Raw genomic sequence first — 26,653 nt, 5'->3', positions numbered from 1 at the left:
CTCAGTATGGATTTCGGACGACCAGCAGGCGCAATTCGGTCATGTCCTCGATAGCGTAGCGTACACCCTCACGACCAAGACCACTGTCCTTCACGCCCCCGTAGGGCATATGGTCCACTCGCCAGGACGGCACATCGCCGATAATGACGCCACCCACATCAAGCTCGTCCCAGGCTTTCTGAATCTTGTAGATATCCCGGGTGAAAATACCGGCCTGCAGACCAAAATCGGAATTGTTGACCTCGTCCAGGGCCGCATTGAAATCGCTGAAACTGGACAATATGGCTACTGGACCAAATGCCTCCTGACAGTTTATATCGGTGTTAGCCGGCACATTTTCTAGCAGGGTGGCCTGTAGCATTGCGCCGTCACGTTCACCGCCGGCAAGAACCCGGGCGCCGGCTTCTTTCGCCTCCTGCACCCAGCTGTGAAGGCGAGCGGCTTCCTTTTCTGAGATCATGGGGCCGATAAAGGTGGTTTCATCCTTGGGATCACCACTCTTCAAAGCTTTCACGGCTGCGGTCAGTTTTTCGCGCATTTCTTCGTAGTGTCTCTCATGCACCATGATCCGCTGCACGCTGATGCAGCTTTGGCCGGACTGGTAATAGGCGCCAAAAACGATCCGGGTGACCGCGTCGTCGACGTCGCTCCCTTCATCGACGATACAGGCGGCATTGCCGCCGAGCTCCAGTACGACAGGCTTCTTGCCGGCACGGGCCTTGAGGTCCCAGCCTACTTCAGGCGAACCGGTGAAGCTGAGTAGCTTAAGCCGGTCATCTGTGGTGAACAGGTCGGCAGCATCCCGGCGGCAGGGAAGGATGGAAAACGCCCCCACGGGCAAGTCGGTTTCGGCCAGGATTTCACCGATGATCAATGCGCCAACCGGAGTCAGGCTGGCGGGTTTCAAGATGAAAGGGCAGCCTGCTGCCAGCGCGGGAGCCACCTTGTGCGCTGCCAGGTTGAGTGGGAAGTTGAACGGTGAGATGAAAGAACAGGGCCCGATGGGTACGCGCTTCCACATGCCGGTGTATCCTTCGGCACGTGGACTGATGTCCATCGGTACCACTTCACCACCAATGCGCACGGATTCCTCTGCAGCAATGCGGAAAGTATCGATCAGACGGGTGACCTCTCCTCGGGCATCTTTGATCGGTTTGCCCGCTTCTATGCACAGTGCTTCGGCCAGTTCCTCGAAGCGTTCCTCGAAACGCTGAACGCAATGGTAGAGAATGCTCTGGCGTTTATGGGCCGGCAACTTGCGCATTGGCTCGGCGGCCGCAGAGGCGGCGGCGATCGCCTGGTCAATGGCTTCGGCATCGGCCAATGCCACCCGGGTCGCGATTTCACCGGAATACTTGTCGTAAACCGGCAGAGACTGGTTTGGCGAGACTGGGGTATTGGCGAGGAAGTACGGGTAACTTGCTTGCAGCATTACGAGCGAATCTCCAACTCAAAGAAGGGCGGACGCGGGACTTTTAGTTAATATATTAAATAATAATTTAGTTAATATGTTATCTAATGTCAACGTGCCCGAGCGGGGGAGATCAGTTATTCATACCGGATTCTCAGGGTTTCACATTACAGAGTTTGTTCAGCAACTCTTCCAGCGTTTTCATGTCTTCGTGGGAGAAACGGTCGGTCATCTCCTGATAGCGAGCCTCAAGGCGGGGGCTCATTTGGGCGAACATAGTCTTGGCCTTATCTGTCAGGCTGATCAGGATTCGGCGCTGATCTTCTGGGGACTTGCGACGTTTAATGTAACCCTGTTGTTCCAGCCGGTTGATGATTCCTGTGAGACTCGGGCTGAGTATGCAGCACAATTCGGCCAGTTGTTTTGATTCCAGTTCCTCGAATTCATTGAGCGCCCGAATAACACGCCATTGCTGTTCGGTAAGGGGGATTTCCTGAAGGAGGGGGCGGAAAAAGGCCATGGCAGCCTCGCGAGCCTTGAGCAGCCGGAGGGGGAGCGAGTCATTAAACTTGCGCATGAATTGGATTACCTTGGTCGTCCGGTCTCTGAGAATTCGCTTGAAAGTTGCGAAAAGGCGAAGTGAGTCATTTTATTAATGTATTAACGAATGTCTACTGTGTTCCGCGAACCGCTGTGTGCTTACGGAACTGCTGGGTGGTCATCCCTGTATGTTTTTTGAAGAAGCGCGAGAAGTAGGCCGGATCGGAAAAACCAAGTTGGTAGCAAATCTCGTTGCTGGAAAGGTTGCTGAATATAAGCAGGCGTTTGCTTTCCTGAATTACCCGGTCGTGAATCAGCTTTTTCGGGGATCTGTTGGCAATGCGCTGACAGGTCTGGTTCAATCGGCTTTCCGAAATGGCCATTTCCGCGCTGTACCTAGGCAGATGCCACTGTTCCCGAAAGTGTTTCTCGATCATATCGGTAAAAAAGCGGAATAGTCGCAAGTCCTCGCTGTTGACAGTTCTGCTGTCGGAACGTTTGAAAGAGAGTCTTGCCAGGCGGATCAGTAACAGCCGGACGAGGCTCTTGAGTGCCAGTTCCTTTCCCATCTGACTGGTGGACCATTCCAGATGAATATCCTCAAGGACGCCAGCGAGTAGTGTCCACTGGGTTTTTTGTGCTCTGGATAGCTGGTCCCGCTCCAGGCAGATACCTTCAATAAGGCTGGTACCAATGTCGGTCCCGACATTGTCTTGCATTAGTTGCCACACAAGGGACTGGTGAATCGTCAGTACATGTCCCCGGGCGTTGGGATCTGTGCGGAAAGAATGGGGAATGGACGCCGGCGTAAAGAAACAACCGGGCCCCTGTACATGGTAGACCTTGTCGTCGATGTGGAAATCGATGGTGCCCCGATCGATATAGTGGATCTGGACATACTGGGCATGCCGGTGCACCGGCATTTCCCGGCCATAGAAATCAGCCAGGTTTTCCAGGACATCATAATGTATGGGCGCATCGAGATAGCGTCGGTCGTAATCCTGCCCAATTATGATGTTGGGAATCCATTCGGTGTGATTGGCTTCGCTCATAGCGCGAATATATCAAAAGTCGAAAAGGGCAGGACCCCGTGCAGCGACACGGGGTCCTGTTGCTTTGGCCTTTGACGTGTAATCAGCCCTTGCCAAGCTGAGGTACCCGGTGGGTGCCGTGCGCAATACAGACGTTCTTGGTTTCCATGTAGAAGTCGAAGCTCCAGTCGCCGCCGTCGCGACCGATACCGGACATCTTGATGCCCCCGAACGGAGACGGCAGGTTACGGTTGTTTTCGGAGTTCACCCACAGCATGCCGGCTTCGACGTGCTTGGCCATGCGCATGGCGCGGCCAGTGTTTTCTGTCCAGATATAGCCGGACAGGCCGTATTCCGTATCATTGGCGATCGCAATGGCTTCCTCTTCGGTATCGAAGGTGATAGCGGTTAGTACCGGGCCAAAGATCTCTTCCTGTGCGATGCGCATCTTGTTGTTGGCTTCGGTGAACAGGGTCGGCTCCAGATAGTTGCCGGCCGGGTCCAGATCGCCGCGCGCCTCGGTGATGCGCTTGCCACCCACGGCGATGTTGGCGCCGTCTTCTCGGGCAATGTCGAAGTAGCTCAGAACCTTGTCATAGTGCTCCGTGTGCACCAGCGGGCCGACTTCGGTATTCGGGTCCAGCGGATGACCGACTTTCAGGTTGCGGACTCGCTGCTCCAGTGCGGCCATGAACCTGTCACGAATACCACTCTGGATCAGTAGACGGCTGGAGGAGGTGCAGCGCTGGCCGTTGAGGCTGTAGATCATGAAGACGACGGCATCCAGCGCCCGCTCGAAATCGGCGTCGTCGAATACGATGACCGGGTTCTTGCCGCCCAGTTCGAAGTGCATGCGTTTGAGAGTGTCGGCACCCTGACGCATGACGTGGGAGCCAGTGGCGGATTCTCCTACCAGAGCCACGGCCTTGATGGCAGGGTGTTCGGTCATTCGCTTGCCAACGCTCTCGCCGAAGCCGTTGACCATGTTCCAGACGCCCTTGGGAAGAACTTCATCGGCGATCTCTGCCAGGATATAGGCACTCAGGGGAGTTAACTCGGCCGGCTTGTGGACAACGGTACAGCCCGCCGCCAGGGCCGGAGCGATCTTCCAGGTAGATAGCATGAACGGTGTGTTCCAGGGCGTGATGATGCCCACCGGACCAATCGCATTACGCACGGTAAAATTGGTGTGTTCCTGCTGCTGAAGGGCGAGGCCGTCCTGGGCTTCCGGCGCCTTGTCAGCGAAGAAGCGGAAGTTGGCGGCGCCTCGCTCGGCCGCTTTTTTCATGAAACGAATCGCCTGACCGCAGTCCATGGACTCGACCAGGGCGATCTCGTCGGCACGCTCGACCAGTCGGTCGGCAAATTTGTTCAGCAGCCGTTTGCGCTCGGCGCCCGGTGTCGCCGCCCAGGCTTCAAACGCATCCTCGGCTGCCTTGCAAGCGGCATCCATGTCGTCGGTTGAGCCGGCCATGATCTTGCCGATGGGGGTGTTGTCGGTTGGCGTGATGTTATCGTACTCGTTGCCACCGTTACCCAGGGTGAACTCACCGTTGATATAGTGGCCGGTGGTGTTGTTCCTGAAGCGCTCCAGGTAGCGCTGGGCACGTTCCAGGTTGGTCGCTAATGTATCGCTCATGATGGTTCTCCCGAAGGCTCAGTATTTGTCGCCGTAGTACTCTTGCTCGGAGACGATACGTGTCTCGAGCGAGCAGATGTTTTCGATGGTGCAGACCACGGTGTCACCCGGCTGCATGTCAACCACGCCGTGAGGGGTTCCGGTGGCAATCATGTCACCCGGGTTCAGGGTCATGATCTTGCTCAGGTATTCCACCAGGAAGGGTATGTCGAAGATCATATCCTTCGTTGAGCCGTCCTGTGTGATCTTGCCGTTGACCTCGGTAGTCAGACGCAGGTTGTTGACGTCTGCCACGTCCTCGCGATCGACAATCCACGGTCCCATCGGCAACAGGGAATCCCGGCTCTTTACCCGAAGATTCGGGCGATAGTAATTCTCCAGATAGTCGCGGATTGCGAAGTCGTTGCAGACGGTATAGCCAGCAACGTAGTCCATCGCATCTTCACGCTTGATGTTCTTTCCCGCTTTGCCGATCACCGCCACCAGCTCGCATTCGTAATGCTGGAAGTCAATGTTGTCGGGCCGGTAGCTGACCTGCTTGTGCCCGGTCAGGGTATTGGCGTGCTTGATGAATACCAGCGGTTCCTTGGGCGGCTCGAACGCCAGCTCGGTGGCGTGATCGGCATAGTTCAGGCCCAGCGCGAAGATGGTGCCGGGCTCCTTTACCGGCGGCAGCCAGGTGATTTCCTCGGAGTCCAGGTCCACGCCCAGCCTCTGGCCGTCGCTAGTCGTGATGCGATCGTTGGCGTCAATGTCGATATCGAGCTCGCGGCCATCAAAAATAATGCGTGCATGTCTCATGGATCAGGCACCTCCCAGTGTGTTGGTCAGGGTGCCGACACCCTCGATAGTTGCTTCTACCCTGTCTCCCTGGGCGACCGGAACACGGTCACCTGCAAAGCCGACAGCGATGATCTCGCCCGGTTGCAGGGTCATAATCCAGGAAATCTTGCTGATCAGCTCGGCAACGCTGCGTTGCATGTTCCTCAACGGGAATTCGTTTTTCTGTTCGCCGTTGACGTAAACGGTGACTGTGAGGGCATCCGGATTGTCGATGGTGTCGGCCGGGACGATCTCCGGGCCGACCGGCGCGGAAGTATCCAGGCATTTGCCTTTGATGTCGGGGCGGAAGTAGCTTTCCTCCGGCAGGGAAAAGTCGGCGACGATGGTGTAGCCACCCACATAATCCAGTGCTTCGTCCTGGCCGACGCGGCAGGTTTCCCGGCCAATGACCACGCCCAGGCTGGCACCAACGACCATGGCTGGCACATTGTTGCCATCGAAATCTTTCGCCCATTCCACCTCGGCGCCATCAACACTCCAGGTATTGCGCGGCTTGTAATACAGCACCGGCTGGGTCGGCGGTTTTTTATAGGGATCTTGGTTAAATGTGCTCTCCAGAGCGGCCAGCTGCGACTTGTCATTCAGTGCGACGCAGACCAGCTTGCTGTTGACCAGGGTGTTTGCTGTCATGAGTAACCTTTTCCTGTTTCGGCCGTCCTTGATCAATAGCCGGCCTGAGGTTTGTCGTCTTTAACTGGCGCGCCCTGTTTGAAACGTTGCGCCAACTTGCGGGTTTCGGTCGCCAGAATCATGGTATCGACACCAACGCCAACGAAATCGGCACCTTGCCGAACATAGCTTTCCGCCAGGGATGGGTCGAGACAGAGCAGGCCGGCATATTTGCCGGCCGCACGTATCGTGTTGAGGCCCTTGTTGATGGTGTCAACAACCACCGGGTTGCCGGCATCGCCGACATAGCCCATGGATGCGGAAAGATCGGACGGGCCGATGAAAACCCCGTCCACACCGTCAACCGCGAGGATCTCATCGAGGTTGTCCAAGGCACTCGCGGTTTCCACCTGGACGATCAGGCAGATCTCATCATTGGCTTTCTTCACGTAGCCCGGTACCTGATTCCAGCGGGCCGCCCGAGCGAGCGATGTGCCGAGACCGCGAATGCCGTCCGGTGGATAGCGAACCGCCCGCACCAGCTGTTTCGCCTGTTCCGCATCCTCGACCATCGGCACCAGCAGGGTTTGTACACCAATATCCAGCAGCTGTTTGATCAGTGCGGTGTTGCCCTCGACACAGCGCACGATCGGAGCAACATCATAAGGCGCCATCGCCTGCAGGTGAGACAGGATCGTGCGCAGGTCGAACGGGGCATGTTCGCCATCGATGAGTAGCCAATCAAAGCCAGCTCCGGCGGCAATTTCGGCTGCACTGTTATCCGGCAGGCCCAGCCAGAGCCCATATTGGGTTTCACCGGTGGCCAGCCCCTGCTTGAAACGGTTCTTTGGCAGTTCCATGCTCGTGTCCTCGGTAGGGTCTGTTTATTCGAAGTTCAGGGCCACGCCACCCAGAGAACCGAAATCGGCATGTACGGTATCGCCGGCCTTGACCGGGACCGGCCGGGTAAAGGAGCCGGACAGAATAACCTGACCCGGTTCGAGGCCAACGCCGTGCGGCGCAAAGCGCCTGCAAACCCATGTGATTCCCTTGAGCGGATTGCCCAGAACGCCGCCAGCGAGCCCGGTTTCTTCAATCTGGCCGTTCAGGTAAAGCATGCAACCGGCCCAGCGGAGGTCGATGTCCATCGGTTTGATGGGGCGCCCTCCCAGGACGATGCCGGCGTTAGCGGCGTTGTCGGAGATAGTGTCGTAGACTTTGCGTGTGTAGCCGGTTTCAGGATCGGTGCGCAGGCAGCGGGCTGCGATCAGTTCGAGTGACGGGATGATGTAGTCGGTTGCGTTGATAACATCGAAAATGGTGACGTTGTCTCCGAACAGCGGCTTCTTCAGCACAAAGGCCAGTTCGACCTCTATGCGCGGATCCAGAAAGTCCGATGCTTTGATGGTGGCGCCATCTTCGAGCAGCATGTCATCAAGCAGCACGCCATAGTCGGGTTCATCGATATTCGACGACATCTGCATGGCACGGGAAGTCAGGCCAATCTTGTAGCCGATCACCTCACGGCCCTCGGCCACCTTGCGATCCACCCAGGCCTTCTGGATGGCATAGGCATCATCCATGGTCATATCCGGATAGTCGAGGGTCAGGGCCGGAATCTGTTTGCGGGCGGTCTCTGCCTGGTAGAGGCGGTCGGCAGCCGTTTCGATCTGATCTTTCGTCAACATGCTTGCTATGCACCTTTTTTGTTGTCGGGTGGATGACCGGTGGTGGTCTGTCGCGGGCTGCAGTGGCCCAGGTCCGGAGACCGGGGCGAGGACCTGGCCCAGCCGATTCTTTTGGTATTTTAGTTAACATATTAACTAAGTCAACCCTCCGATTTGGGGCTGCTGAACGCTCACTCACCGGACAAATTTCATTTCCGGGACCGAGTTGACAAAACTTAATATGTTAATTAGATTCTGAGTTGTCCCCGGGTCACAAATGTTGCCGGGGGTGCCCAATAACAACGATGAACCTACTATCCGGGACTCATCCTATGCCTCATTTCATCGTCGAGTATTCAGGTAACCTCCACGATCGTCTGGAATTCCAGTCGCTGTTCTCACGTCTACACGAATACATTGTCTCAACCGGGGCTTTCCCCATTGGTGGCGTTCGTAGTCGGGCTATTCGTTGTGACGATTTCCGGGTCGCGGATGGCAGGGAAGACTTTTCATTCCTCAACCTGACTCTAAAGATCGGCCATGGTCGGGATATGGCGCTGAAAAAGGAGGTCGCGAAGCGGGTGTTCGACATCCTCTGCGATTGGATGAAACCGGTTACTGATTCCAGCTATTGCCAGATTTCATTTGAGATGACCGAGCTGGACCCGGTTCTGAAATTCAACAAGAACAACATTCATCCTCTGTTCTCGAGTAACTGACGGGAGCTTGAAACGGGTAGCCGCTGCAGGATTCTGTAGCGTCAGGAAGCTTCGCTGGCTTTCCCGGGCCGCAGCAACGCAAGTGATAACTACAAAACGATCAGGAGACAGGCCGTTATGACAAAAACAAAACTCTTCAGCAAAGCCGCCATCCTTTCATTGGGGCTGGCGATGTCCGGTAGCGCTCTATCTGCGACGACATTGCATGTAGGGACCTGGCTGCCGCCGACCAATCCACAGAACGCCGAGGTCTGGCCGACGTGGGCTAAATGGGTCGAGGAAGCGACAGAGGGACGAGTCAAGGTTGAAATCGAACACGATCTGGGCCATCCGAAAACCATGTTTCAGCTGGTTGAAGATGGTGTTGTTGACGCTGGTTTCAGCTACCACGGCTATGTTCCCGGTCGATTCCAGTTGCCCCAGATTGTGGAGCAGCCGGGTCTGGGCGTGGGAGCCGAGGCGGCTTCTGTGGCACTCTGGCGAGTGTATGACAAGTACTTCATGGATTCCGGCGAGTTTGAAGGCCTGACCCCCATTGGCATGTTTACCCATGGTCCGGGCTATATCCATTCCATTGAGCCAATCACCTCCTTCGATCAGATAAAGGGCAAAAAGATTCGTATCGGTGGTGGCGTCCAGTCCGAGCTTGGCGAGCGAATGGATGTAACACCGGTTTCAGCGCCGGCCCCGAAGGTCTACGAAATGATGCAGCAGGGTGTGATTGATGGTGCCTTCCTGCCCATGGGTGAGCAGAAAACCCTGCGCCTCAATGAAGTGGCTCCCAACGTCACCATGCTTCCCGGGGGCATGTACCTCGGCAGCTTCTCCATGTTCATCAGCCCTTACTTCCTGGAGCAGCTCGAACCCAGGGATCGTGAGGCCATTATGAGCGTGTCGGGCGAAAAACTCTCCGCCCTGGCGGGGCGCGCCTGGGACGCCATTGACGATGAGGGCCTGAAGGCTGCGGAGGAAGCCGGCGTCAACATAATCCGCGTTGGGGAAGAAGACCAGATGGCGCAGGATTTCCAGAGACTGATTCAGGGAATGGACGAAAAATGGATCGAGAAGGTGTCTGATCGTGCCCCGAATGCCCGACAGGCGCTGGAAGAGCTGCGGACCGTAGCCCGAGAATATGAGCGAGAGCATCAGGAGTAAGCGTATGTCTCTCGCTACATGGGTTAACAGTCATTATAGCGAGAAGGGGCCAGCCAAGTGGCTGGCCTTCCTTCTGGAGCTTGTAGCAGGTTCAGTCCTCTTTCTTCTGATGTTGATTACCTGCCTGGATGTGGCCGGGCGCTATATCTTCAACAGCCCCGTTCCTGGCGCAACTGAGCTCACCCGACTTGGTCTTGCTCTGATGGTATTCGCGGCGATGCCCGTTATCACTTATCGGGGAGGGCATATCGTCGTGGATCTGCTTGACCATGTTTTGGGGCAAAAGTTATTGAAGGCTCTCGGGCTGGTTTCGGCCCTGATTATGTCTTCTTCGATGTACTTTCTTGCCGTACGGATCTTTGAGCTAGGCGAGAGGTCGATCCGGCGCGGTGTCGAGACGGAGTTCCTCGGCCTGCCCAGTGGCTATATCGTCCAATACATCGCAATCATGAGCTGGCTGACTGCCGCGGGCATGATAACGCTCGGCGTTTATCGCATCCTCTCTTCTCCTACCAAATAAACGAATAATCAGTTACGGAAAATTTTATGACCGTCGTGCTGACCGGCTTTGCCGTTCTCCTATTCATAATTGTGGTTCTGAGGGTGCCAATTGCCTTTGCCATGGGGCTGGTCGGTTTCTTTGGTTTTGCCTTTTTGATGGGACTGGATCTGACCAACTTCATGGATTTCCGCTGGCGGGGCGCCCTTTCGATGGCGTCGAACCGGGTGATCGATACCGTTCAAAATTACAGTCTGTCGATAATTCCATTGTTCGTGCTGATGGGTAATCTCGTGACCCGTTCGGGCCTGGCCCAGGAGCTCTATCACGTCTCCAACGCGTTTCTCGGCCATCGCAAGGGTGGATTGTCCATGGCAACGGTAGTGGCTTGTGGAGGGTTTTCGGCGATCTGTGGTTCCAGTTTGGCGACTTCCGCAACGATGGCCAAGGTGGCCATGCCACCTATGCGCAGTTATGGCTATTCAGATGCTCTGGCAACGGCTTCCATTGCTGCTGGTGGTACCCTGGGCATTCTGATTCCGCCGAGCGTTATCCTGGTGATCTATGGCTTGCTGACTGAATCGAGTATCCGCGAGCTGTTTGCTGCCGGTTTTATCCCTGGTCTGCTGGGTGTCCTGCTGTATCTGGCGGCCGTGTGGTACGTCGTCAAGCGGAATCCTGACGCGGGGCCTGCCGGAGAAAAGACGTCCTGGCCGGAACGCCTGAAGGCTTTAAGGAATGTGTGGGGTGTGCTTGCACTTTTCACTGTCGTGATGGGAGGTATCTACCTGGGTGTTTTCACACCGACCGAAGCAGCGGGTATCGGGGCTGGCGGAGCATTTGTCATTGCCCTGGCCCGTCGCCGGCTCACCCTCTCGACACTTTTCGAAACACTGGCGGATACAGCTCGTACTTCTGCGATGTTGTTTGCGGTGGTGATTGGGGCGCTGATTTTCTCGGACTTTATTAACCGGGCCGGGTTGCCGGACATGCTACTGAGTTTCATTAGCTCGCTGGATGTGTCACCTATCATGGTGATATTGGCAATCCTTGGCATTTATATCGTGCTTGGCATGGTGTTTGAGAGCCTTTCCATGATGCTATTGACGGTTCCGGTGTTCTACCCGTTGGTGGAAAGCCTCGGCTTCGATCTTGTTTGGTTTGGGATTGTCGTCGTAGTGGTTACCGAAATCAGTCTGATCACACCACCGGTGGGTATGAATGTCTTTGTGCTCAGTGCGGTATTAAGAGATGTGAAAACAGGTACTATCTTCAAGGGCGTTACCCCGTTCTGGTGTGCCGATATTGTACGTTTGGCGCTGATTGTTTTTGTTGCTCAGATTTCACTGTTTTTGCCGGACCTGCTGTACCACTAAGCGAAGCTGCCATGCCTGTCCCGGGGCAATAGAGGAGAAGAACCATGTTTTATGATATCAAGAAGATCTTATATGTCTCCGATCTTGAGCCGGGTTCGCGGCCAGCGTTCCGCGCAGCGATCAGCTTATGTGGGCATTACTCTGAGGCTCAGATAACTTATATGCACGTGATTGAGTCCTTGTCGGGTACCACTCGCAGTGTCTTGAGTAACATGATGGAGAAAGAAGAACTCGACAATCTGCTGCAAAAAGGTGTTGAGGCACTAAGCGTGAAGATTCGCGAACGGATAGAGCGGTTCTGCGAGCAAGAGCTCGAAGAACACGAAGTATTAAGCCTGAAGAACATTGAGGCGCGCATCGAGGAAGGTACGCCCTGGCGTAAAATCCTTGAAGTCGGCGATGAAATTAATGCTGACGTGATCGTTATGGGAACCCGCAAACACAACGCGTTAGGACAGGCACTGATGGGCTCTACAGCGACCAAGGCGCTGACGCACTCCAAGCGTCCAGTGCTTGTCGTGCCACTGGGCGTTGGCTGAACTTGGCCCTGTTACTCCCAAGTAGCTGATATCCCGCTCTCAGGGTAAGGTTCTGTCGGGGCCTTTAGTTGCCCCCGCTATACTTCCACCAGGCCTTCATCCCCCCTGCCAACTGATACGCCTCAAACCCCATTCCCCGCAACTGCCTTACAGCAGGGATACTCCGATGGGCGGAGAGGCAGATCGCCACGACCGGTTTGTCGCGATCCAGTTCCAGCTCTGCCACGGCATGCCGCGAAAAGTGGGTGATCGGCAGATTTACCGCGCCTGCGATATGATCGGCCTCGAACTCCTTTGCCGTGCGAACGTCCACAATCTGTATGGACGACTTTTGCGTATCAAGGCGTTCGGCAGTCAACTCAGGAACCTTGCCAAACGGAAGCCAACGTAGAAAACTCATAATGTGTGCCTTAATCAATGCCTGATTGCACCCTCTGAATCTACAGGAGTGATTCATGTTTTACCGCATGCCCAAGGATACCAGCCCTGAATGGGCCCCTACGTATTTTCTTGCCGCCCTCGGTGCCGGGGGATTAGCAGTGACCTTTTTCATGTGGCTGATGTTCTGGCTGCCGCACCCGGATGCTCCGGTACCGCTGTTTGAGGATGCGGTTGCTGCTCTTGGCGGAGGCAGTCTGATGCCCAAGGTTGCGGTAATCGGCGCCTGGGTGGGCATTGCGTTCTTTTCGGCGCTTCACATCTATCTGCTTGTCTGGAATCTCAGGCAGTACGGGCGTTTCCGCAAAACACAGGCCTATCAGCAGCTGCGCGACAGCAATTCCGAGACCCAGTTGCTGGCCGGGCCGCTGACGGTAGCCATGTCCATCAATGTGGGCTTCATTCTCGGCCTGACGTTCGTGCCGGCGTTGTGGTCGGTGGTTGAGTGGCTGTTTCCCCTGGCGCTTCTGGCTTTCGTGCTGGTTGGTGCCTGGGCCCTGGCTCTGCTTCGGGATTTCTGGGGCAGGGTCCTGGTTGGAGGTGGTTTTGATTGTGTGAAGAACAACAATCTGGGCCAGCTGCTGCCAGCCTTTGCTTCGGCAATGATTGCCGTTGGCCTGGCCGCGCCGGCCGCCATGAGCCAGAGCACGGTAACCGTGGCGTTCAGCCTGGTGCTTTCCAGCTTTTTCATGGTAACGGCGTTTCTGATCGGGGCAATTCAGGTGGTTCTCGGCTTCCGAGCCATGCTTGAGCAGGGCTCCGATCCCTCCACGGCACCAACCCTTTGGATCGTGTTGCCCATTCTGACAACGTTGACCATTACGCTTCTGCGCCAGACCCATGGTTTCCACGTCCATTTCGAATCAGGAGCAGGCGGGGTGGATGTCCTCGCCATGCTGACCTATTTCCTTTGCGCCCAGCTGGTGTTCGGTCTCCTTGGCTGGGTTGTGTTGGCCCGGTACGGCTATTTTGCGAGATTCGTGACCGGTAACGAAAAATCCGCCGGCGCCTATGCCCTGGTCTGCCCCGGAGTCGGGCTGGCGGTCATGATCCATTTCTTTACCAACGCGGGCCTTGTGGGATTCGGTGTGCTGGAGCGTTTCAGTGTGGCTTATTGGTGCCTGACGGGTATCGCTCTTATCCTCCAGTTCCTGACCATCTGGCTTGTGTACCGGCTGAATCGTTTGCACTTTGGTGCTTGATCCGGAGAGGGGGTTCAGTCCGCCGACGGGGGCTGAAACCCCGCAAGTCCGCTCTCCTCCAACAACTCCCCGAACCGGATCGTGGTGAGATCCGTCCCGGGCGCCCCGATCACCTGCACGTTATAGGGCAGGCCTTCTTTCGTCCGCCCGATCGGCACCGAAGTGGCCGGCAGCCCCAGCAGTGTGGCCAGGGCAATCCAGCAAAACTGGTCCATGTAGGCCCTCGGTTTGCCGGCCACAGTGATGCGCCGCTTGAACACCGGCTGGCTGTGGTCATGATGGATGGCGGCCGTGGGAGTGATGGGCGTGAGCAGTACATCAAAGTCCCTGAACAGGGTTTCGATTTCTGCCCGCATCTTTTCCCGGACTTCGCTCCACTGCATCCACTCGTAGATCCGCTGGTTCACGCCCCGGGCGTATTCGCCGATGTAGGGTGTCGTGGGGCCGAGCAGGTGTAGCCAGCGTTCGAGAAGTGCGATCCACTTCATCTGGCGGCGTTGGGCCGGTTTGAGGGAGGTGCCGATCAGGCTGCCCAGCAGGTTGAAGTAAACGGGCAGGATGTGCTCCAGGCTGAGCAAGGGATTATCTGCCTCTGCCACCAGCGCTCCCTTGTCTTCCAGGCTTTTACCCAGGTTCCGATAACCGTCGACCAGTTCGTCCTCGACCGGACACAAAGGGTCGTCCAGCCAGAGCGCTACCCGGGCCTGATCCAGTTTCTCGAAGCGCGCGGGTTCCATGGCCAGGGCCCAGCTGCGGCTTTCGGGCGGGCGTGGGCCGGCGATGAGTTTCAGAAGCAGTGCCAGGTCCCGCGCATTACGGGCCATGGGGCCGCCTTCGGCCAGGTCCGGTTGCGATTCGGTGCCGGGCGGGCCGGGTATGTGGCCCCGGAAGGAGACCAGAGAACGGCTGGGTTTGTGGCCGAACACCCCGCAGAAATGGGCGGGTATGCGGATAGAGCCGGCCAGGTCACTACCCACTTCCAGGGGTGTGAATCCCGCCGCCAGGGCGGCCGCTGCACCACCGGAGGAGCCGCCGGGCGTGCGGCTCGGGTCATAGGGGTTGTTGGTGACGCCGAACAGCTTGTTGTAGCTCTGAAGATCCGTGGCGTAGAGCGGAATGTTGGTTTTGCCGAGGATGATGGCGCCAGCCTCTTCCAGGCGGCGGACTACATCCGCATGGCGTTCCGGTCGGTGGTTCCGCAGGGCAGGGGCGCCCGCGGTGCAGGTCATGCCGGCCACTTCCCAAGTGTCCTTGAGGGTGAGCGGCAGGCCATGCAGGGGGCCCAGCTCCTGGTTGTTCGCGCGCTGCCGGTCCGCCTCCCGGGCTTGCTCCAGTACACGATTCTCATCCAGCGTGACCACCGCATTGATGGCGGGGTTCTGTTCCCGGATGCGGGCCAGCAGGGCCTGGGTGAGTTGTTCGCTGGTCAGTGTTCCTTTCTCAAGCTGGCGCAGGAGTTCGTGGGCCGGTTGGTAATGCAGGGCGTCCATGGGCAATCTCTTGTTGTTTTGGGCGTCTTTCTTATACGTTACGGCAGCTGGGCACGCCAGTGCTTGACCTTAACCTGGCCTTTTATGGCATCCAGGATCTCGATGATCAGGTCGATTAGTGCCTGGTTCTGGGTTTCATCGGCGGCCACCTGGTCAGGTGTGGGCAGGAAAACGTTCACGATGTCCTCGATGAACGCGTGGTTGGAGCTGGAGGCCAGGTCTTCCAGAATCTGGTGAATCACGTTGGCGACGATGTCGCCGACGGCGTCCTCCAGGGTTTCCTGGATCGTGGGGCCGACCACCGGCAGGTATTTCAGCCGCGATAGCTCCAGGTTCTGCTTCAGGGCCTGGTCCACCCGGCCCTCGAGGTAGTTGCGCAGGGCGCCCCGATTGGGCACATAGCCTTCCTGGGCGGCTTCTGCAACGCGCTGGGAAATCCAGTCCGAGAGCATGTCCCGCCGCGGATAGAGAATGTCTTTCTGGATCCGGTCAAACAGAGGGGAGCCCCGGCGGACCTCGTCCTGGACGCCGCTGAGTACCTTGAGCACGATCCGGTCCGATAATTCTTCCATGAACGCTTCGTAGTAGAAGTTCACGAACCGGTAGATCTTGGTGCTGGTGATGTCGATGATCCGGTACTGATGCAGCCGGTAGATGATGGAGATCACCCGCAGGATCCGGAGGAAACGCAAGCTGCCCACCGGGATACAGCCCACCAGGTCGTACCAGTGAATGAACGGGTAGAAATACCACCGGTCATAGACACTGGCCTTGATGGCATAGCCCCAACGCACAAAGAATTCCGTGAGGAAGATGGTCACGAAAATCATGTCGTAGAAAATGAACCGCTCGTGAATGGGGTGGTAGGCAGACTGCAGCGCCGGGGCATGCTCTTTCAGCAGGTTCTGGATGGCGACAAAATTGTAGATGGAGTCCCAGATAATGAATGCCAGGTTCAGGATGAGCAGGCCGAGCATCAGGAAATCGATGATAAACCAGACAAGCTGGTGGCTGGACTTCAGGTTTTCCCGGTTTATATGCAACATGCGGTGGCCATTGATCCAATCTGGAGGCTGTGTAAGTCCCTGACAGGTTAGCGTATTTGTACCCCAAGCACGACAGGCTCCTCAACTTGACCGCCTGACGTTAAACTTCCAATCTTTAATGATACGTATACCACCCCTACGGAAAGAACATCAGAAGCCGGAGTCTGTCTATTAACCCGATCCCGAGAATGTACCCGTTCTGCCTGCTGTTGGCGCTGGCGTTGATGTGGCCGGCTGCGGGATTTGCCCGGCAGGTGGAGGTTCGGGTCAACGGCGACTATCCGGAACTGGAAGCCAACGCGGAGGCCTTTATCGGTGAGGTAGAAGGCCGCAGCGAGGCCAATCTGCGCCGGTATGCCGCAACGGCGGTTCGCCAGGCCGGTGAGGCGCTACGGGCATTGGGCTATTACAACCCGCAAATCGATTGGCGTGTGGAAGCGGGAGACGATGAAGACCTGGCTCGGCTCATTCTGGAGATTGAACCGGGCGAACCGGTAAAGGTGACCTCGCGGGAGGTGGATATCCGTGGCCCCGCCGGGGAAGATCCGGAGTTCATGAGCGGGCTGCCGGAAACGCCGGCGGTGGGAGATGTTCTGGATCACGGCGAATATTCCAGCCTGCGCAGTGCCATCCAGACCCGGGCCCGCCAACGGGGCTATTTTGGCGGCCAGTTTGTGACCCGGACGTTACGCGTCAATCCCGAGGAAAACACGGCTGAAATTGTACTGGTCTTCGAGTCCGGAGAGCGCTACCGCCTGGGGGAGGTCACGTTCGAGGAGGGGCACTGGTTTGAAATCTCCCTGCTGGAGGATTTTGTCACCTTCGAGCCGGGCACCCCTTACCACACCGATATCATCGCCCAGTTGAACCGGGATCTCTCCAGCAGTGGTTACTTTTCCGGCGTCGATATAGATGCCGTTCCAGGCAATGCGGTTGACGGAGTGATTCCGGTGAGTATCGCCGTCACCCGGCGTGATCGGCGTTCAGTGGCGGCGGGTGTCGGCTTCTCCACCGACGTCGGTCCCCGTTTCCGGGGTACCTGGCGCGAGCACTGGATCAATCCGATGGGTCACAAGCGCGGTGCCGAGACCGAAATATCCCAGCCACGGCAGAACCTCAGCACCTGGTACGAGCTGCCCCTGGACCCGCCGATGACGGACCTCATCCGCCTGACCGCCGGTTACCAGCGGGAGGATATCGAGAACGTGGAATCCGAACTGCTGACCCTGGGTCAGCAATGGCAGCATCAGCTGGACAGCGGCTGGTTGCAGGTGCTGTCGATCCGCTGGGAGGGCGAGCGCTTCAATATCGGTGATGATGAAAAAGGCACCAGTAGCCTGCTGCTGCCAGGTGTGGGTTATTCCAAGCTCCACCAGGATTCTCCCCTGGATCCTTCACGGGGCTATCGGTTGCAACTGGATGTGACCGGCGCCCACCGCGCGGTGTTATCCAAGGTAGACATCCTGCACGTATACGCCCAGGCCAAGGGGCTCTATACCCTGTTTGACAATCACCGGTTCCTGGCGCGATTCCAGATCGGCGCGGTGGGCACCAACCGGTTTGAGGATGTGCCGCCTTCGCTGCGTTTCTTCGCCGGTGGTGACCAGAGCGTTCGGGGCTACGGCTATGAAACCCTGTCTCCGGAAAACGACAATGGCGTGCCGGTGGGCGGGCGGTACCTGATGGCGGGCAGTGGCGAGTATCAGTACGAATTTGCCGAGCGCTGGCGGGCGGCGGTGTTTGTAGATCATGGCAATGCGGTCAATGACCTGTTTGATCCGCTGGCCACCGGTGCCGGTATCGGCCTGCGCTGGGTCAGCCCGGTGGGGCCGCTGCGCCTGGATATCGCCAAGGGCCTGGACCCGGAGTTCGGCGGAGGCTGGCGAATTCACTTTTCGATGGGGCCTGAGCTGTGACGGACGAGAAGCAGGCAACGGAAACGGTTGGCAAGAAGCGCCGCCGCAAGTGGCACCCGTTGCGCTGGCTGGGAGTGATCCTGGCGGCGATCATCCTGGTACCGGTGCTGCTGATCGGTGCGGCCCTGCTAATGGTTCGTTCGGAAACCGGGACGGCCTGGATTATCGAACAGGTACCGGGGCTGACGGTGGACGAAGGGCAGGGCACCCTGCTGGGTCGCTGGCAGGCGAGCCGGCTGCAATGGCAGGGCTACGGCATCAATCTGGATTTGCAGCAGCCGTTGCTGGACTGGTCGCCCTCCTGTCTGTTCCACAAGCGTTTGTGCGTCGACACGTTGCACGCACAGTCCATGGATCTTGAAACAGCCCCGTCGTCCGACGGCACGGAGCCCGCTTCGGACTTCGCCCTGCCGGTGGTCGACATCCCGCTGTCCCTGGAAATATCGGACGTACGTATCGGATCATTCACGGTCAACGGATCCCCGGTCTGGGACCGGTTTGAACTGGATGCTGGCGGGTCAGGTGCCAGCTGGCAGCTGGAGCGGGTTCACTACCAGCTTGCGGATTATGCCGTCACTGCCCGGGGGCGGGTGGAAACCCGGGGAGACTGGCCGGTCGATCTTGAGGTCACCGCCACCTTGCCGCCACCCCGTGGGGATCAGTGGGAGATAGCAGTGAACCTGGCCGGCAGCGTCGAAGATCTGCGCCTGGAGGGCAGCAGCCGTGGCTATCTTGATGCTGCACTTTCCGGTCAGGTGGCGCCTCTGGACACGTCGCTGCCGGCACAACTGCGGGTTGTCTCTGAGCAGTTCACGGCCCTGGATGGCTTGCCTGAAACACTCACCTTCCAGGATCTTGTGGTGGAGGCTGACGGATCGCTGGAGCAGGGTTTCCGCGCCAATGGTAAGGCCACGCTGCCGGGTACCGTCGGACCGGTGGCATTAAGATTGTCCGGTCTGGTCACTACCGTCGGTGCTGACAACCTTGAGCTGGTGCTGGCCACGGAAGGGGAACAGGCTGGCGAAGCCAGTGTCCGGGGTAACCTGAGCTGGGCCGACGGCTTTTCCGCCGATGCTGACCTGGCACTGGATCGATTGCCCTGGTACTCGCTGGTGCCGGATCTTTCCGAGCCGCCGGTTGAACTCAATAGCCTGACCGGCAGCTTCCGCTGGGCGGAGAATCAATACCAGGGGTCCCTTAAGGCGGAGACCCGAGGCCCGATGGGCGAGGCCACCGTTGCAGCGTCCCTGGACGGGGATCTCAAGGGGGTCAACCTCTCGGAGCTTGCCCTGCAAACCGGCGCCGGATCGGCCACCGGCAGTGGTCGGGTCGGCTTTGACGGACCGGTGACCTGGCAGGCTGCCCTGGAACTCAGTGACTTCAATCCGGGATTCTGGGTGCCCGCGCTGGAAGCGTCGCTTGATGGCGAGGTCAAAAGCGAGGGCTCCCTTGAGGAAACTCCGGTGCCGCGCATGACCGCGAGCTGGGACCTCACCGGGAGCTGGCGATCCCACGACACCCTGGCGACCGGCGCTCTCGATACCGCAACCGGCAGCTGGGTGGTATCCGGTCTGGAGCTGATGGTCGGGGATAACCGGGTTTCCGGAGCGGGTACCTGGGGGCCTGAACTGTCCGCAGAGCTGGCCCTGTCTCTACCAGAGCCGGATCAACTGCTTGCTGGTCTGGGCGGTGAACTCGAGGCGACGCTGAATCTTTCCGGCAGCCCGGAGGACCCGGTTGCAGAACTTGCAGCCAGTGGCCAGGCCCTGGCCTGGCAGGACCAGCTGACCATCGGGAATGTCACTTTGGCGGCCGCTTTGTCGGAAGGCCAGATACTCGAGGCCGAGGTCGATGCGGAGGCCATTGAGGCGGCCGGGCAGGAACTGGAATCACTTCAACTGAAAGCCGCCGGCAGTCAGCAGGATCACACGCTTACCGTTGATGCCCGGCACTCGGAGGCACAGGTCTCACTGGCGTTTGCCGGCGGCTTTGGCGAGGGGTGGCAAAGCTGGCTGGGACGCCTTGCCGGGGGTGACATCGCGATTCCGGAACAGGATCAACGATGGCGGCTGCAGGCGCCGGCGGAACTGGCCTGGCAGCCGGATGGCCAGGTACGGTTCGGTGCCCATTGCTGGACCTGGCAGCGGAGCTCGGTGTGCGCGGAGGACCAGTTGCTGTACCCGCGCCCTGAGATTGCCTACCGCATCAGCCGCTTCCCCACTGAGGCATTGGCGCCACTGTTGCCGGAAACGCTCCGGTGGCAGTCGGAGCTGAACGCCGAGGTGTCCTTTACCCAGAACGATGCGGGTCCCACCGGCCGGGTGTTTGTTGATGCCGGCAGTGGCGAATTCGATGTCCTGGTTGATGGCGATTGGGAGGCGTTGGGTTACTCATCCCTGACCGCGGAACTGGCCCTGCAGCCCGAGGTCGCGAATGTCGATATCCGGCTGGATGGCGATTCGCTTGGCAGTTTCCGTCTGGATCTGTCCGTCGACCCCGACAGTCCTGAGCGCAGGGTGGACGGGAACTTCAGCCTGCAGGGTCTGGACCTGGCCCTGGCCGGGGTCTTTACCGGGATGCAGGAAGTGGCTGGTGAAATCAGTGGCCAGGGGCGGTTGTCCGGCCCATTGATGAAGCCTGAGGTGACGGGCGAGCTGGCACTGGTGGACGGGCGGATCATGGACCCGACCTTGCCCGTGCCTCTTGAGGATATCCTGCTGCAAGTGAATCTGAACGGTTATTCCGCTGACCTGAGCGGCCGGATTCGCAGTAACGAACGCAGTGAGACAACACTGGATGGCGCCCTGGACTGGTCCGGAGCGCCCCGGGGCAGCCTGGCGATTGTCGGCAGCCGGATTCCCTTTAACATCGAGCCCTACGCCCGGCTGGAAATTGCGCCGGATCTGGAGGTGACCTTCAGTGAGGGCGATCTGGCGGTAACCGGCGAGGTGGCGGTGCCCCGGGGCAGTATTGAAATCAAGTCCCTGCCAGCCCAGGCGGTCCAGGTGTCCGAGGACGAGGTCATCGTGGGCGTGGAACAGGAAGAACCCGCCATCCGTTCGATGAACATGGATGTCACCGTCCGGGTCGGGGAGGACGAGGTCACTTTCGATGCCTTTGGGGTCACCGGTAATCTCGAGGGAACTCTGCGCATCGGCAACGATATGGACACCCGGGGCACCTTGCAGCTGGTGGAGGGCCACTACGAAGCCTACGGCCAGGAGCTGGAACTGCGCACGGCCCGGTTGCTGTTCGTGGGCAATATTACCGAGCCTTACCTCGAGATCGAGGCGATACGTGAGGTGGGTACCGTGGTGGCCGGGCTGAGGCTCAGTGGCCCGGTCCAGTCGCCATCGACCGAAGTCTTCTCGAATCCGGACATGCCGCAATCCGACGCGTTGTCCTACCTGATTCTTGGCCGGGCGCCCCAGAGCCAGGGCGACGAAGGCCAGATGAGCCGGGCCGCCCTGTCACTGGGTCTGACCCAGGCCAGCAAGGTCACCGGAGAAATCGGGGAGGAGCTGGGTATCCGGCAGCTGACCCTGGAAGCTGAGGGCGCGGGCGAGCAGACGTCGGTGGTGGCCAGTGGTTATCTGACAGACGACCTCAGCGTCCGTTACGGGGTGGGGATCTTCGAGCCCATCACCACCGTGGCGTTGCGCTACGACCTTGGCAAATACTTTTACCTGGAGGCGGCCAGTGGCCTGGCGGCCTCCCTGGACATCTTCTACACCCGGGATTTCTGAGTCCGGATCATTCGAGGGTGAAAGTGGCGGAAACCGAAGCGGTAATCTCGCGGATGCCGACGCTGGTCACCACATCCTGGGCGGCTCTGGACTCGGCCATCATCATCGGCACCGGCCGGTAACCGCTGTTGATGTTCATGGTGACCACCTCGCCACAGGACTGCTGCAGTTCAGCGGCAACAAACTCGCATCGGGAGCGGGCATCGGCGATGGCGGCGGCCAGGGCTTCCCGCTCCAGCTGCTGCTCACCGGAGTGGTAGAACTGCTGCGGCCCCAGGTTGTACTCCATGCCCAGCGCCTGGGCCTGCTCCAGCAGCGGGTTGAGCAGGGTCAGGTCGCTGATGCTGAAGCTCACGGTCTGGGAGGCGACGGCCTGCTGGGTCGCCTGGCCACCACGCTCTGCCGGCGGGATCGTCCGGGTATAGAGATTGAGCCGGGCATCGCTGTAGTCAGCGAGCTGATCCCGCCAGGCCTCGATACCTTCCCGCCATTTCTCCATCTGTTGCCGGACCTGTTCGCTGGCCTTTTTGGCGAGTGGATCCTCGGCGCTGGCGGTGAATTGCAGGCGGGCGCTGTCCGGTTCGTAGCGAACAGAACCCTCTCCGGTAAGGGTCAGCTCGCCGGCCAGTGCCAGGGCAGGCGCCATGGCCAGGGGGATGAGAGGGAGCAGAAAGCGGTTCCGTCCGTTCATGATGATGGTACTCCTTCAGGATGTGGTTTCAGGATCGGCCGGGCCGGCTTCGGGCTCCAGCCGGGCCAGTTTGAAGTTGCGGGCAGCCTCGACAAATTGCCCGAAAATGCGTCGATGGCCACCATGATACAGCAGGTATTCCGGATGCCATTGCACACCCATGAGCCACTGGCCCCGGGTGTTTTCGATGGCCTGGACAAAAAGGTCGTTGTCGACGGCGACCACCCTCAGGTTCTTGCCCAGCCGCTTGATCGCCTGGCTATGGATGCGGTTGGCGCCGATCACCGGGCCGTGCATCAACTGCCCCAGCCGGCTGCCAGTGACCAGCCGGACGGTTTGCAGGGGCAACAGCAGGGGCCTGTGCCGGGTATGGACCCTCAGGGGCGTGACGTTCTGGCACAGGGAACCGCCATGGAACACATTGATGAACTGCGCCCCGCGACAGATGCCCAGTACCGGAATGCCGATCGCTTCCGCTTCTTTCAGCAGTCGTTGGTCAGTGGCATCCCGCCGGTGGTCGTAGCGGGCGGTCACCTGGGGCTGCTGGCCGTAGTTCTCCGGGTGTACGTGAGTGCCGCCGGAGAGCACCAGGCCGTCCAGCAATGAGACATCCACGCGGGAACCGGGGCGAATATAGTGGGTGCGGGCCCCATGCATCCGCAGTCCCAGGCTGATCAGTCGGTGAGCGAGACTGCGCCGGGCCGGGCCGCTGATGCCGATGGTGACCCCCGGAATTTCCGGGGCTTCGCGGAATTCTTCAGACATAACCCTTGGTACGCAGCCATTGGTCTGTGGTTTCCGGCCAGCTGTGGGTGAGGTTGTGGAAGCTGAACTTCCGGCTGTCCCGGAACAGTTCCCTCAGTTCGGCCAGATCATCCGCGCGGTTGGCTACCTGTTCCAGAATGACCCAGTCGTTCCACACGCTGGAGAAATGCCACTCCGGGTTGTCGATGTCGCAGTCCGGCAGGCGGTAATGCAGCGTGGGCCGACTCTTGATACGCGGATCCTGAACATACTGGCCGAGCAGATCGGCGTCCACGTGCGCGAACAGCGGGAGCAGGTCAAGCGCCCGGTTCCGGGTCGGATTGAACTCCAGATAGTCCCGCATCAGCTGCGACTGGTCGGGAGCGTAGTCATCTACCATCAGCAGCTCGTTATAACGGGAGGCCCAGGGTTCAATGTAGGTGGTGAATTTTCGGCTGATGTCCAGTTGGTGTCTGGCCTTGAGCCAGTCATACAGCGCGGCGAAGGCCTGCAGATAGCGCACGATGGTTGCCGGTTCGAGATCCGGTAGCTCCGGGTTGAGCTGCAGGCCGAAGGCAAAGTAGATGGCCTCCCGGCTGCCCAGGGCCCCGAGCAGGCGCAGTTCATCCACCAGGGTTTCAACATCCTGCAGGCGGGACAGGGGGATCGGTGGCGTCACGATTTCCAGGGGCACGATACGCTCGGCCGCCGCATCGATCACGTCCATGGCCTGGCCACCGAGTTCGCGGATGGAGCGGGGCAGGCGCTGGTCGGCCAGGTCCAGATCCTTGATCGGATCCGAATCCAGCTCGATAGTGAAGGGGCCCAGATCGGTTTCAATCTTCGTGACATAGCGCGACACCGGCTCTGCCGGCCCGTCCAGTAACCGTGCGGCATGATCCACGAGTACTTCATAGCCCAGGCCGGACAGTTCCACCTCCACGCCAACGCGGCGCTCCTCTCCATCGTCATTGAGCCGCACGTCCGGTAACGCGCAGGTGCTGGTCTGTGACATCGGTTTCCCTGACTCTGCATGCATGGTCTTTTCACCATAACACATCCCCCTGTTGCCAACGGGTTACGCAGGCGACAGAAAATCGGTGGGCGGGCTTTACACTGGATAAAACACTGTATATAGTCAATTCACTGTATAAAAAAACAGGCCTGTCCATAGCGGGCTGGTCTGTCACCTGGACTGACCGGAGTAACGGAATGAAGCTGACTGCCAGGCAACAACAGGTACTGGATATCATCCGTCGCTATGTCGACGAGACCGGCTACCCGCCCACACGGGCGGAAATTGCGGCGGAACTGGGCTTTCGCTCTGCCAATGCGGCGGAGGAGCACCTGAGAGCGCTGGCCCGCAAGGGCGCGATTGAAATGGTACCCGGCGCCAGCCGAGGCATCCGCCTGCCGGAAGCCGAGGAGGATCTTGGTCTGCCGGTGATCGGTCAGGTGGCTGCCGGTAGTCCGATCCTGGCCCAGGAGCATATTGAGGACCACTGTACCCTTCAGCCGGATTTCTTTTCGCCGTCCGCAGACTATCTGCTGCGGGTGCGAGGCATGAGCATGAAGGACATCGGCATCCTTGATGGCGATCTGCTGGCGGTCCACCGCACCCAGGATGTGCACAACGGCCAGGTGGTCGTGGCCCGGGTCGGGGAAGAAGTAACCGTCAAGCGTTTCCGGAAGGATGGAACCAAGGTGTACCTGATTGCCGAGAACGAGGAGTTCGAGCCCATCGAGGTGGATCTGACCGAGCAGGAACTGTTTATCGAAGGCCTGGGCGTGGGTGTCATACGCCGCTCTGATCTGCACTGAACCGGGCCAGCCAAAGAGAATCGATAAAAGAACAAGCGGGTGACTTATGGAACAACTGAGCTTCAACCAGAATCTGGCTTATCAGCAAGGCATCCTGTCCCATTCCGAGCCGGCGCCGGGTGTTGCCGGGCGACGGGCTGTCATCCGTACCCGCCGTAACCCCGAGCCTCGTCCCGCGGAAGTCACCGGTAATGTGACAGAGATTATCCTGCCCCAGGGCCAGGTGGAGAACTTCCAGTTACTGCTGCCGATGCTGACCCAGCTTAATCAGGAAAAGCGCTGGCTCGCCTGGATTGATCCGCCCCAGGAGCTCGTCAGCAAGTGGCAGAAGATGCATGGCATTGTCACGGGGGAGTTGCTGGTACTGCGCTCGACGCCCGAGTTGCCGGCCCAGCAGCTGGCTGAACGCGCACTCCGGGCCGGTACCTGTCACGCGGTGGTGATGTGGACCCGCAAACTCGGTCGCTCGGCGCTGGAATCACTCCAGCAGGCGTCCGCCGAGGGTAACAGTCACGGGGTGGTGCTTCGCCAGCGTTGAGGGTCAGTGGCAGGCCAGGGGCCTGCCGCACTGTTTAGTGCAGGGTGTAGGAAGGCTGTGGGTCGATTGCATCGACGTCGTCTTCTTCCCAGTCAATATCATGGGTGATGTCGCCCACGGCTTCGATGCCGGCAGCGATCATGGCCTTGGCGACATTCATGTCGCGATCTTCCATCATCTCCCGGGCTTCCTGGGAGAACGAGATTCTTACCAGTGGCGCACTGTCGTCGTCGATCCGGCGCAGTGCGTAGTCGCCGTTACTCAGTTGTACAATTTCAAAAAACGATGGTGACATTCAGTAAACCTGTCTGTTGTTGAGATCCGGAAGCCCGAGCCTGGTGATAATTCACCACTCGCTGTGCTGCTCTTCCAGATCGTCGGCAAAATGTTTGAGCGCGCCCAAGGTCTTGAGTAACCCGGTCGCTGACCTGTCCGGCCCGGTTTCCGCTGAAACCGCGATGATGTTGTCATCCGTTACGGTTTTCCGGGTCGCCGGTGGGCGACTCTGGCTCTGTTCCAGTTGATCCAGGTGATTCCACCAGCTGCCAGCCTCCGACGCGAGGTCTCTCAGGCGGTAAACCTCGTTGGCATCCGCGCCGATCAATGCCGCCAGTTCCTCCAGGGTCTCCGGTTCGGCATTCCGTTCCTGATAGAGTCGGGCAATCATCACCAGCAGCAGCCTTCGGCTGCGCAGTACCAGCTCTATGGCACCCTGTATTGCCGCTTCCCGTCGGAGCGCCTGTTCCGCTTCCGGTGCCGGCTGCCCGTTGGCTGATAATGCGGGCTGATCAAGCTGCCCCAGCAACGTCTTGGCCAGAAACAGTTTTTGAGAGACCAGCGAATGCCATTGCGAGGCCATGGAGTACCTGCGATTTCGGATAAGGAAGATCTGGCAGATTATTAAAGCGAGGATTGTACCATTTATGTGCAACGATTTCTGCACCTGTCTCATGATTCTCTGCGCCTTCACAACAAGATACAAACATTCACTTG

The 26,653-nt window shown here is 58.7% G+C and carries 26 protein-coding genes; 10 read left to right on the top strand and 16 right to left on the bottom strand.

All coding sequences use genetic code 11. The features are described 5' to 3' along the window. Position 1 precedes the first annotated feature (1 nt). From BM254_RS06540 to hpaH, 8 genes are all read right to left on the bottom strand, one after another. Positions 2-1,432, bottom strand: a complete 1,431-nt coding sequence (locus BM254_RS06540) for an aldehyde dehydrogenase family protein (RefSeq protein ID WP_092000469.1) — start codon at positions 1,430-1,432, stop codon at positions 2-4. 133 nt (positions 1,433-1,565) lie between these two features. Continuing rightward, positions 1,566-1,988: a homoprotocatechuate degradation operon regulator HpaR gene (gene hpaR / locus BM254_RS06535; RefSeq protein ID WP_092000466.1), complete on the bottom strand. Its 423-nt coding sequence runs from the start codon at positions 1,986-1,988 to the stop codon at positions 1,566-1,568. Between the two features lie 94 nt (positions 1,989-2,082). Beyond that, positions 2,083-3,003, bottom strand: a complete 921-nt coding sequence (gene hpaA / locus BM254_RS06530; RefSeq protein WP_092000463.1) for a 4-hydroxyphenylacetate catabolism regulatory protein HpaA — start codon at positions 3,001-3,003, stop codon at positions 2,083-2,085. 82 nt (positions 3,004-3,085) lie between these two features. Beyond that, positions 3,086-4,621 carry a 5-carboxymethyl-2-hydroxymuconate semialdehyde dehydrogenase gene (gene hpaE, locus BM254_RS06525; protein ID WP_092000460.1) on the bottom strand — a complete coding sequence of 512 codons (1,536 nt, stop codon included), beginning with the start codon at positions 4,619-4,621 and terminating at the stop codon, positions 3,086-3,088. Positions 4,622-4,639: 18 nt separating this feature from the next. Continuing rightward, positions 4,640-5,422 carry a fumarylacetoacetate hydrolase family protein gene (locus BM254_RS06520; RefSeq protein ID WP_092000458.1) on the bottom strand — a complete coding sequence of 261 codons (783 nt, stop codon included), beginning with the start codon at positions 5,420-5,422 and terminating at the stop codon, positions 4,640-4,642. A gap of 3 nt (positions 5,423-5,425) precedes the next feature. Then, positions 5,426-6,094: a fumarylacetoacetate hydrolase family protein gene (locus BM254_RS06515; protein ID WP_092000455.1), complete on the bottom strand. Its 669-nt coding sequence runs from the start codon at positions 6,092-6,094 to the stop codon at positions 5,426-5,428. Between the two features lie 32 nt (positions 6,095-6,126). Further along, positions 6,127-6,933, bottom strand: a complete 807-nt coding sequence (gene hpaI / locus BM254_RS06510; RefSeq protein WP_092000452.1) for a 4-hydroxy-2-oxoheptanedioate aldolase — start codon at positions 6,931-6,933, stop codon at positions 6,127-6,129. A gap of 24 nt (positions 6,934-6,957) precedes the next feature. After that, positions 6,958-7,761, bottom strand: coding sequence for a 2-oxo-hept-4-ene-1,7-dioate hydratase (gene hpaH, locus BM254_RS06505; protein WP_092000448.1), 804 nt, complete (start codon positions 7,759-7,761; stop codon positions 6,958-6,960). 311 nt (positions 7,762-8,072) lie between these two features. On the opposite strand from hpaH, the gene BM254_RS06500 reads away from it, so the two are divergent. From BM254_RS06500 to BM254_RS06480, 5 genes are all read left to right on the top strand, one after another. Next, on the top strand, positions 8,073-8,459 hold the full coding sequence (locus tag BM254_RS06500) for a 5-carboxymethyl-2-hydroxymuconate Delta-isomerase (protein ID WP_092000445.1): 387 nt from the start codon (positions 8,073-8,075) through the stop codon (positions 8,457-8,459). A gap of 117 nt (positions 8,460-8,576) precedes the next feature. Beyond that, positions 8,577-9,614: a TRAP transporter substrate-binding protein gene (locus BM254_RS06495; RefSeq protein ID WP_092000442.1), complete on the top strand. Its 1,038-nt coding sequence runs from the start codon at positions 8,577-8,579 to the stop codon at positions 9,612-9,614. 4 nt (positions 9,615-9,618) lie between these two features. Continuing rightward, on the top strand, positions 9,619-10,134 hold the full coding sequence (locus BM254_RS06490; protein ID WP_092000439.1) for a TRAP transporter small permease: 516 nt from the start codon (positions 9,619-9,621) through the stop codon (positions 10,132-10,134). A 26-nt stretch (positions 10,135-10,160) separates the two neighbouring features. Then, on the top strand, positions 10,161-11,489 hold the full coding sequence (locus BM254_RS06485; protein ID WP_092000434.1) for a TRAP transporter large permease: 1,329 nt from the start codon (positions 10,161-10,163) through the stop codon (positions 11,487-11,489). 44 nt (positions 11,490-11,533) lie between these two features. Then, positions 11,534-12,028, top strand: a complete 495-nt coding sequence (locus tag BM254_RS06480) for a universal stress protein (protein WP_092000431.1) — start codon at positions 11,534-11,536, stop codon at positions 12,026-12,028. A gap of 64 nt (positions 12,029-12,092) precedes the next feature. Here the strand turns inward: BM254_RS06480 and BM254_RS06475 are convergent, their stop codons facing one another. Beyond that, positions 12,093-12,428 carry a rhodanese-like domain-containing protein gene (locus BM254_RS06475; RefSeq protein ID WP_092000429.1) on the bottom strand — a complete coding sequence of 112 codons (336 nt, stop codon included), beginning with the start codon at positions 12,426-12,428 and terminating at the stop codon, positions 12,093-12,095. 55 nt (positions 12,429-12,483) lie between these two features. Here BM254_RS06475 and BM254_RS06470 point away from each other — a divergent pair, with 55 nt between their 5' ends. Beyond that, positions 12,484-13,668, top strand: coding sequence for a TsoY family (seleno)protein (locus BM254_RS06470; RefSeq protein ID WP_092000426.1), 1,185 nt, complete (start codon positions 12,484-12,486; stop codon positions 13,666-13,668). Between the two features lie 14 nt (positions 13,669-13,682). Here the strand turns inward: BM254_RS06470 and BM254_RS06465 are convergent, their stop codons facing one another. Together BM254_RS06465 and BM254_RS06460 are read right to left on the bottom strand one after the other, a co-directional pair. Further along, positions 13,683-15,158 (bottom strand): amidase, encoded by a 1,476-nt coding sequence (locus BM254_RS06465; RefSeq protein ID WP_092000423.1) that lies wholly within the window; start codon positions 15,156-15,158, stop codon positions 13,683-13,685. Positions 15,159-15,196: 38 nt separating this feature from the next. After that, a complete protein-coding gene (locus BM254_RS06460) occupies positions 15,197-16,204 on the bottom strand; it encodes a hypothetical protein (RefSeq protein WP_092000420.1) in 1,008 nt (335 codons plus the stop codon). 188 nt (positions 16,205-16,392) lie between these two features. Between BM254_RS06460 and BM254_RS06455 the strand changes: the two genes are divergently transcribed. Together BM254_RS06455 and BM254_RS06450 are read left to right on the top strand one after the other, a co-directional pair. Continuing rightward, positions 16,393-18,120 carry an autotransporter assembly complex protein TamA gene (locus tag BM254_RS06455; protein WP_245777382.1) on the top strand — a complete coding sequence of 576 codons (1,728 nt, stop codon included), beginning with the start codon at positions 16,393-16,395 and terminating at the stop codon, positions 18,118-18,120. Then, positions 18,117-21,866 (top strand): translocation/assembly module TamB domain-containing protein, encoded by a 3,750-nt coding sequence (locus BM254_RS06450; protein ID WP_245777381.1) that lies wholly within the window; start codon positions 18,117-18,119, stop codon positions 21,864-21,866. The genes BM254_RS06455 and BM254_RS06450 overlap by 4 nt, the downstream gene beginning before the upstream one ends. A gap of 7 nt (positions 21,867-21,873) precedes the next feature. Here BM254_RS06450 and BM254_RS06445 read toward each other — a convergent pair whose 3' ends face one another. From BM254_RS06445 to BM254_RS06435, 3 genes are read right to left on the bottom strand one after another with little or no spacing between them, the layout of a single operon-like run. After that, positions 21,874-22,557 (bottom strand): SIMPL domain-containing protein, encoded by a 684-nt coding sequence (locus BM254_RS06445; RefSeq protein WP_092000416.1) that lies wholly within the window; start codon positions 22,555-22,557, stop codon positions 21,874-21,876. Between the two features lie 15 nt (positions 22,558-22,572). After that, positions 22,573-23,322 carry a gamma-glutamyl-gamma-aminobutyrate hydrolase family protein gene (locus BM254_RS06440; RefSeq protein WP_092000413.1) on the bottom strand — a complete coding sequence of 250 codons (750 nt, stop codon included), beginning with the start codon at positions 23,320-23,322 and terminating at the stop codon, positions 22,573-22,575. After that, the gene (locus tag BM254_RS06435; protein ID WP_092000411.1) at positions 23,315-24,316 is read right to left on the bottom strand and encodes an amidoligase family protein; all 1,002 of its coding nucleotides are present in this window, start codon (positions 24,314-24,316) and stop codon (positions 23,315-23,317) included. The genes BM254_RS06440 and BM254_RS06435 overlap by 8 nt, the downstream gene beginning before the upstream one ends. A gap of 197 nt (positions 24,317-24,513) precedes the next feature. Between BM254_RS06435 and lexA the strand changes: the two genes are divergently transcribed. Together lexA and BM254_RS06425 are read left to right on the top strand one after the other, a co-directional pair. Next, complete coding sequence (gene lexA / locus BM254_RS06430) at positions 24,514-25,122, top strand: transcriptional repressor LexA (protein ID WP_092000408.1); 609 nt, start codon at positions 24,514-24,516, stop codon at positions 25,120-25,122. 46 nt (positions 25,123-25,168) lie between these two features. Continuing rightward, complete coding sequence (locus BM254_RS06425) at positions 25,169-25,660, top strand: cell division inhibitor SulA (protein WP_092000405.1); 492 nt, start codon at positions 25,169-25,171, stop codon at positions 25,658-25,660. A 34-nt stretch (positions 25,661-25,694) separates the two neighbouring features. Here the strand turns inward: BM254_RS06425 and BM254_RS06420 are convergent, their stop codons facing one another. Both BM254_RS06420 and BM254_RS06415 read right to left on the bottom strand, forming a co-directional pair. Further along, on the bottom strand, positions 25,695-25,955 hold the full coding sequence (locus BM254_RS06420) for a hypothetical protein (RefSeq protein ID WP_092000402.1): 261 nt from the start codon (positions 25,953-25,955) through the stop codon (positions 25,695-25,697). 51 nt (positions 25,956-26,006) lie between these two features. After that, positions 26,007-26,519, bottom strand: coding sequence for a DUF6586 family protein (locus BM254_RS06415; RefSeq protein WP_092000399.1), 513 nt, complete (start codon positions 26,517-26,519; stop codon positions 26,007-26,009). Between the last annotated feature and the right edge of the window lie 134 nt (positions 26,520-26,653).

Origin of the sequence: Marinobacter pelagius (assembly GCF_900114925.1) — a bacterium.
Lineage (GTDB): Bacteria > Pseudomonadota > Gammaproteobacteria > Pseudomonadales > Oleiphilaceae > Marinobacter > Marinobacter pelagius.
This window is presented reverse-complemented; position numbering and strand designations above follow the sequence as displayed.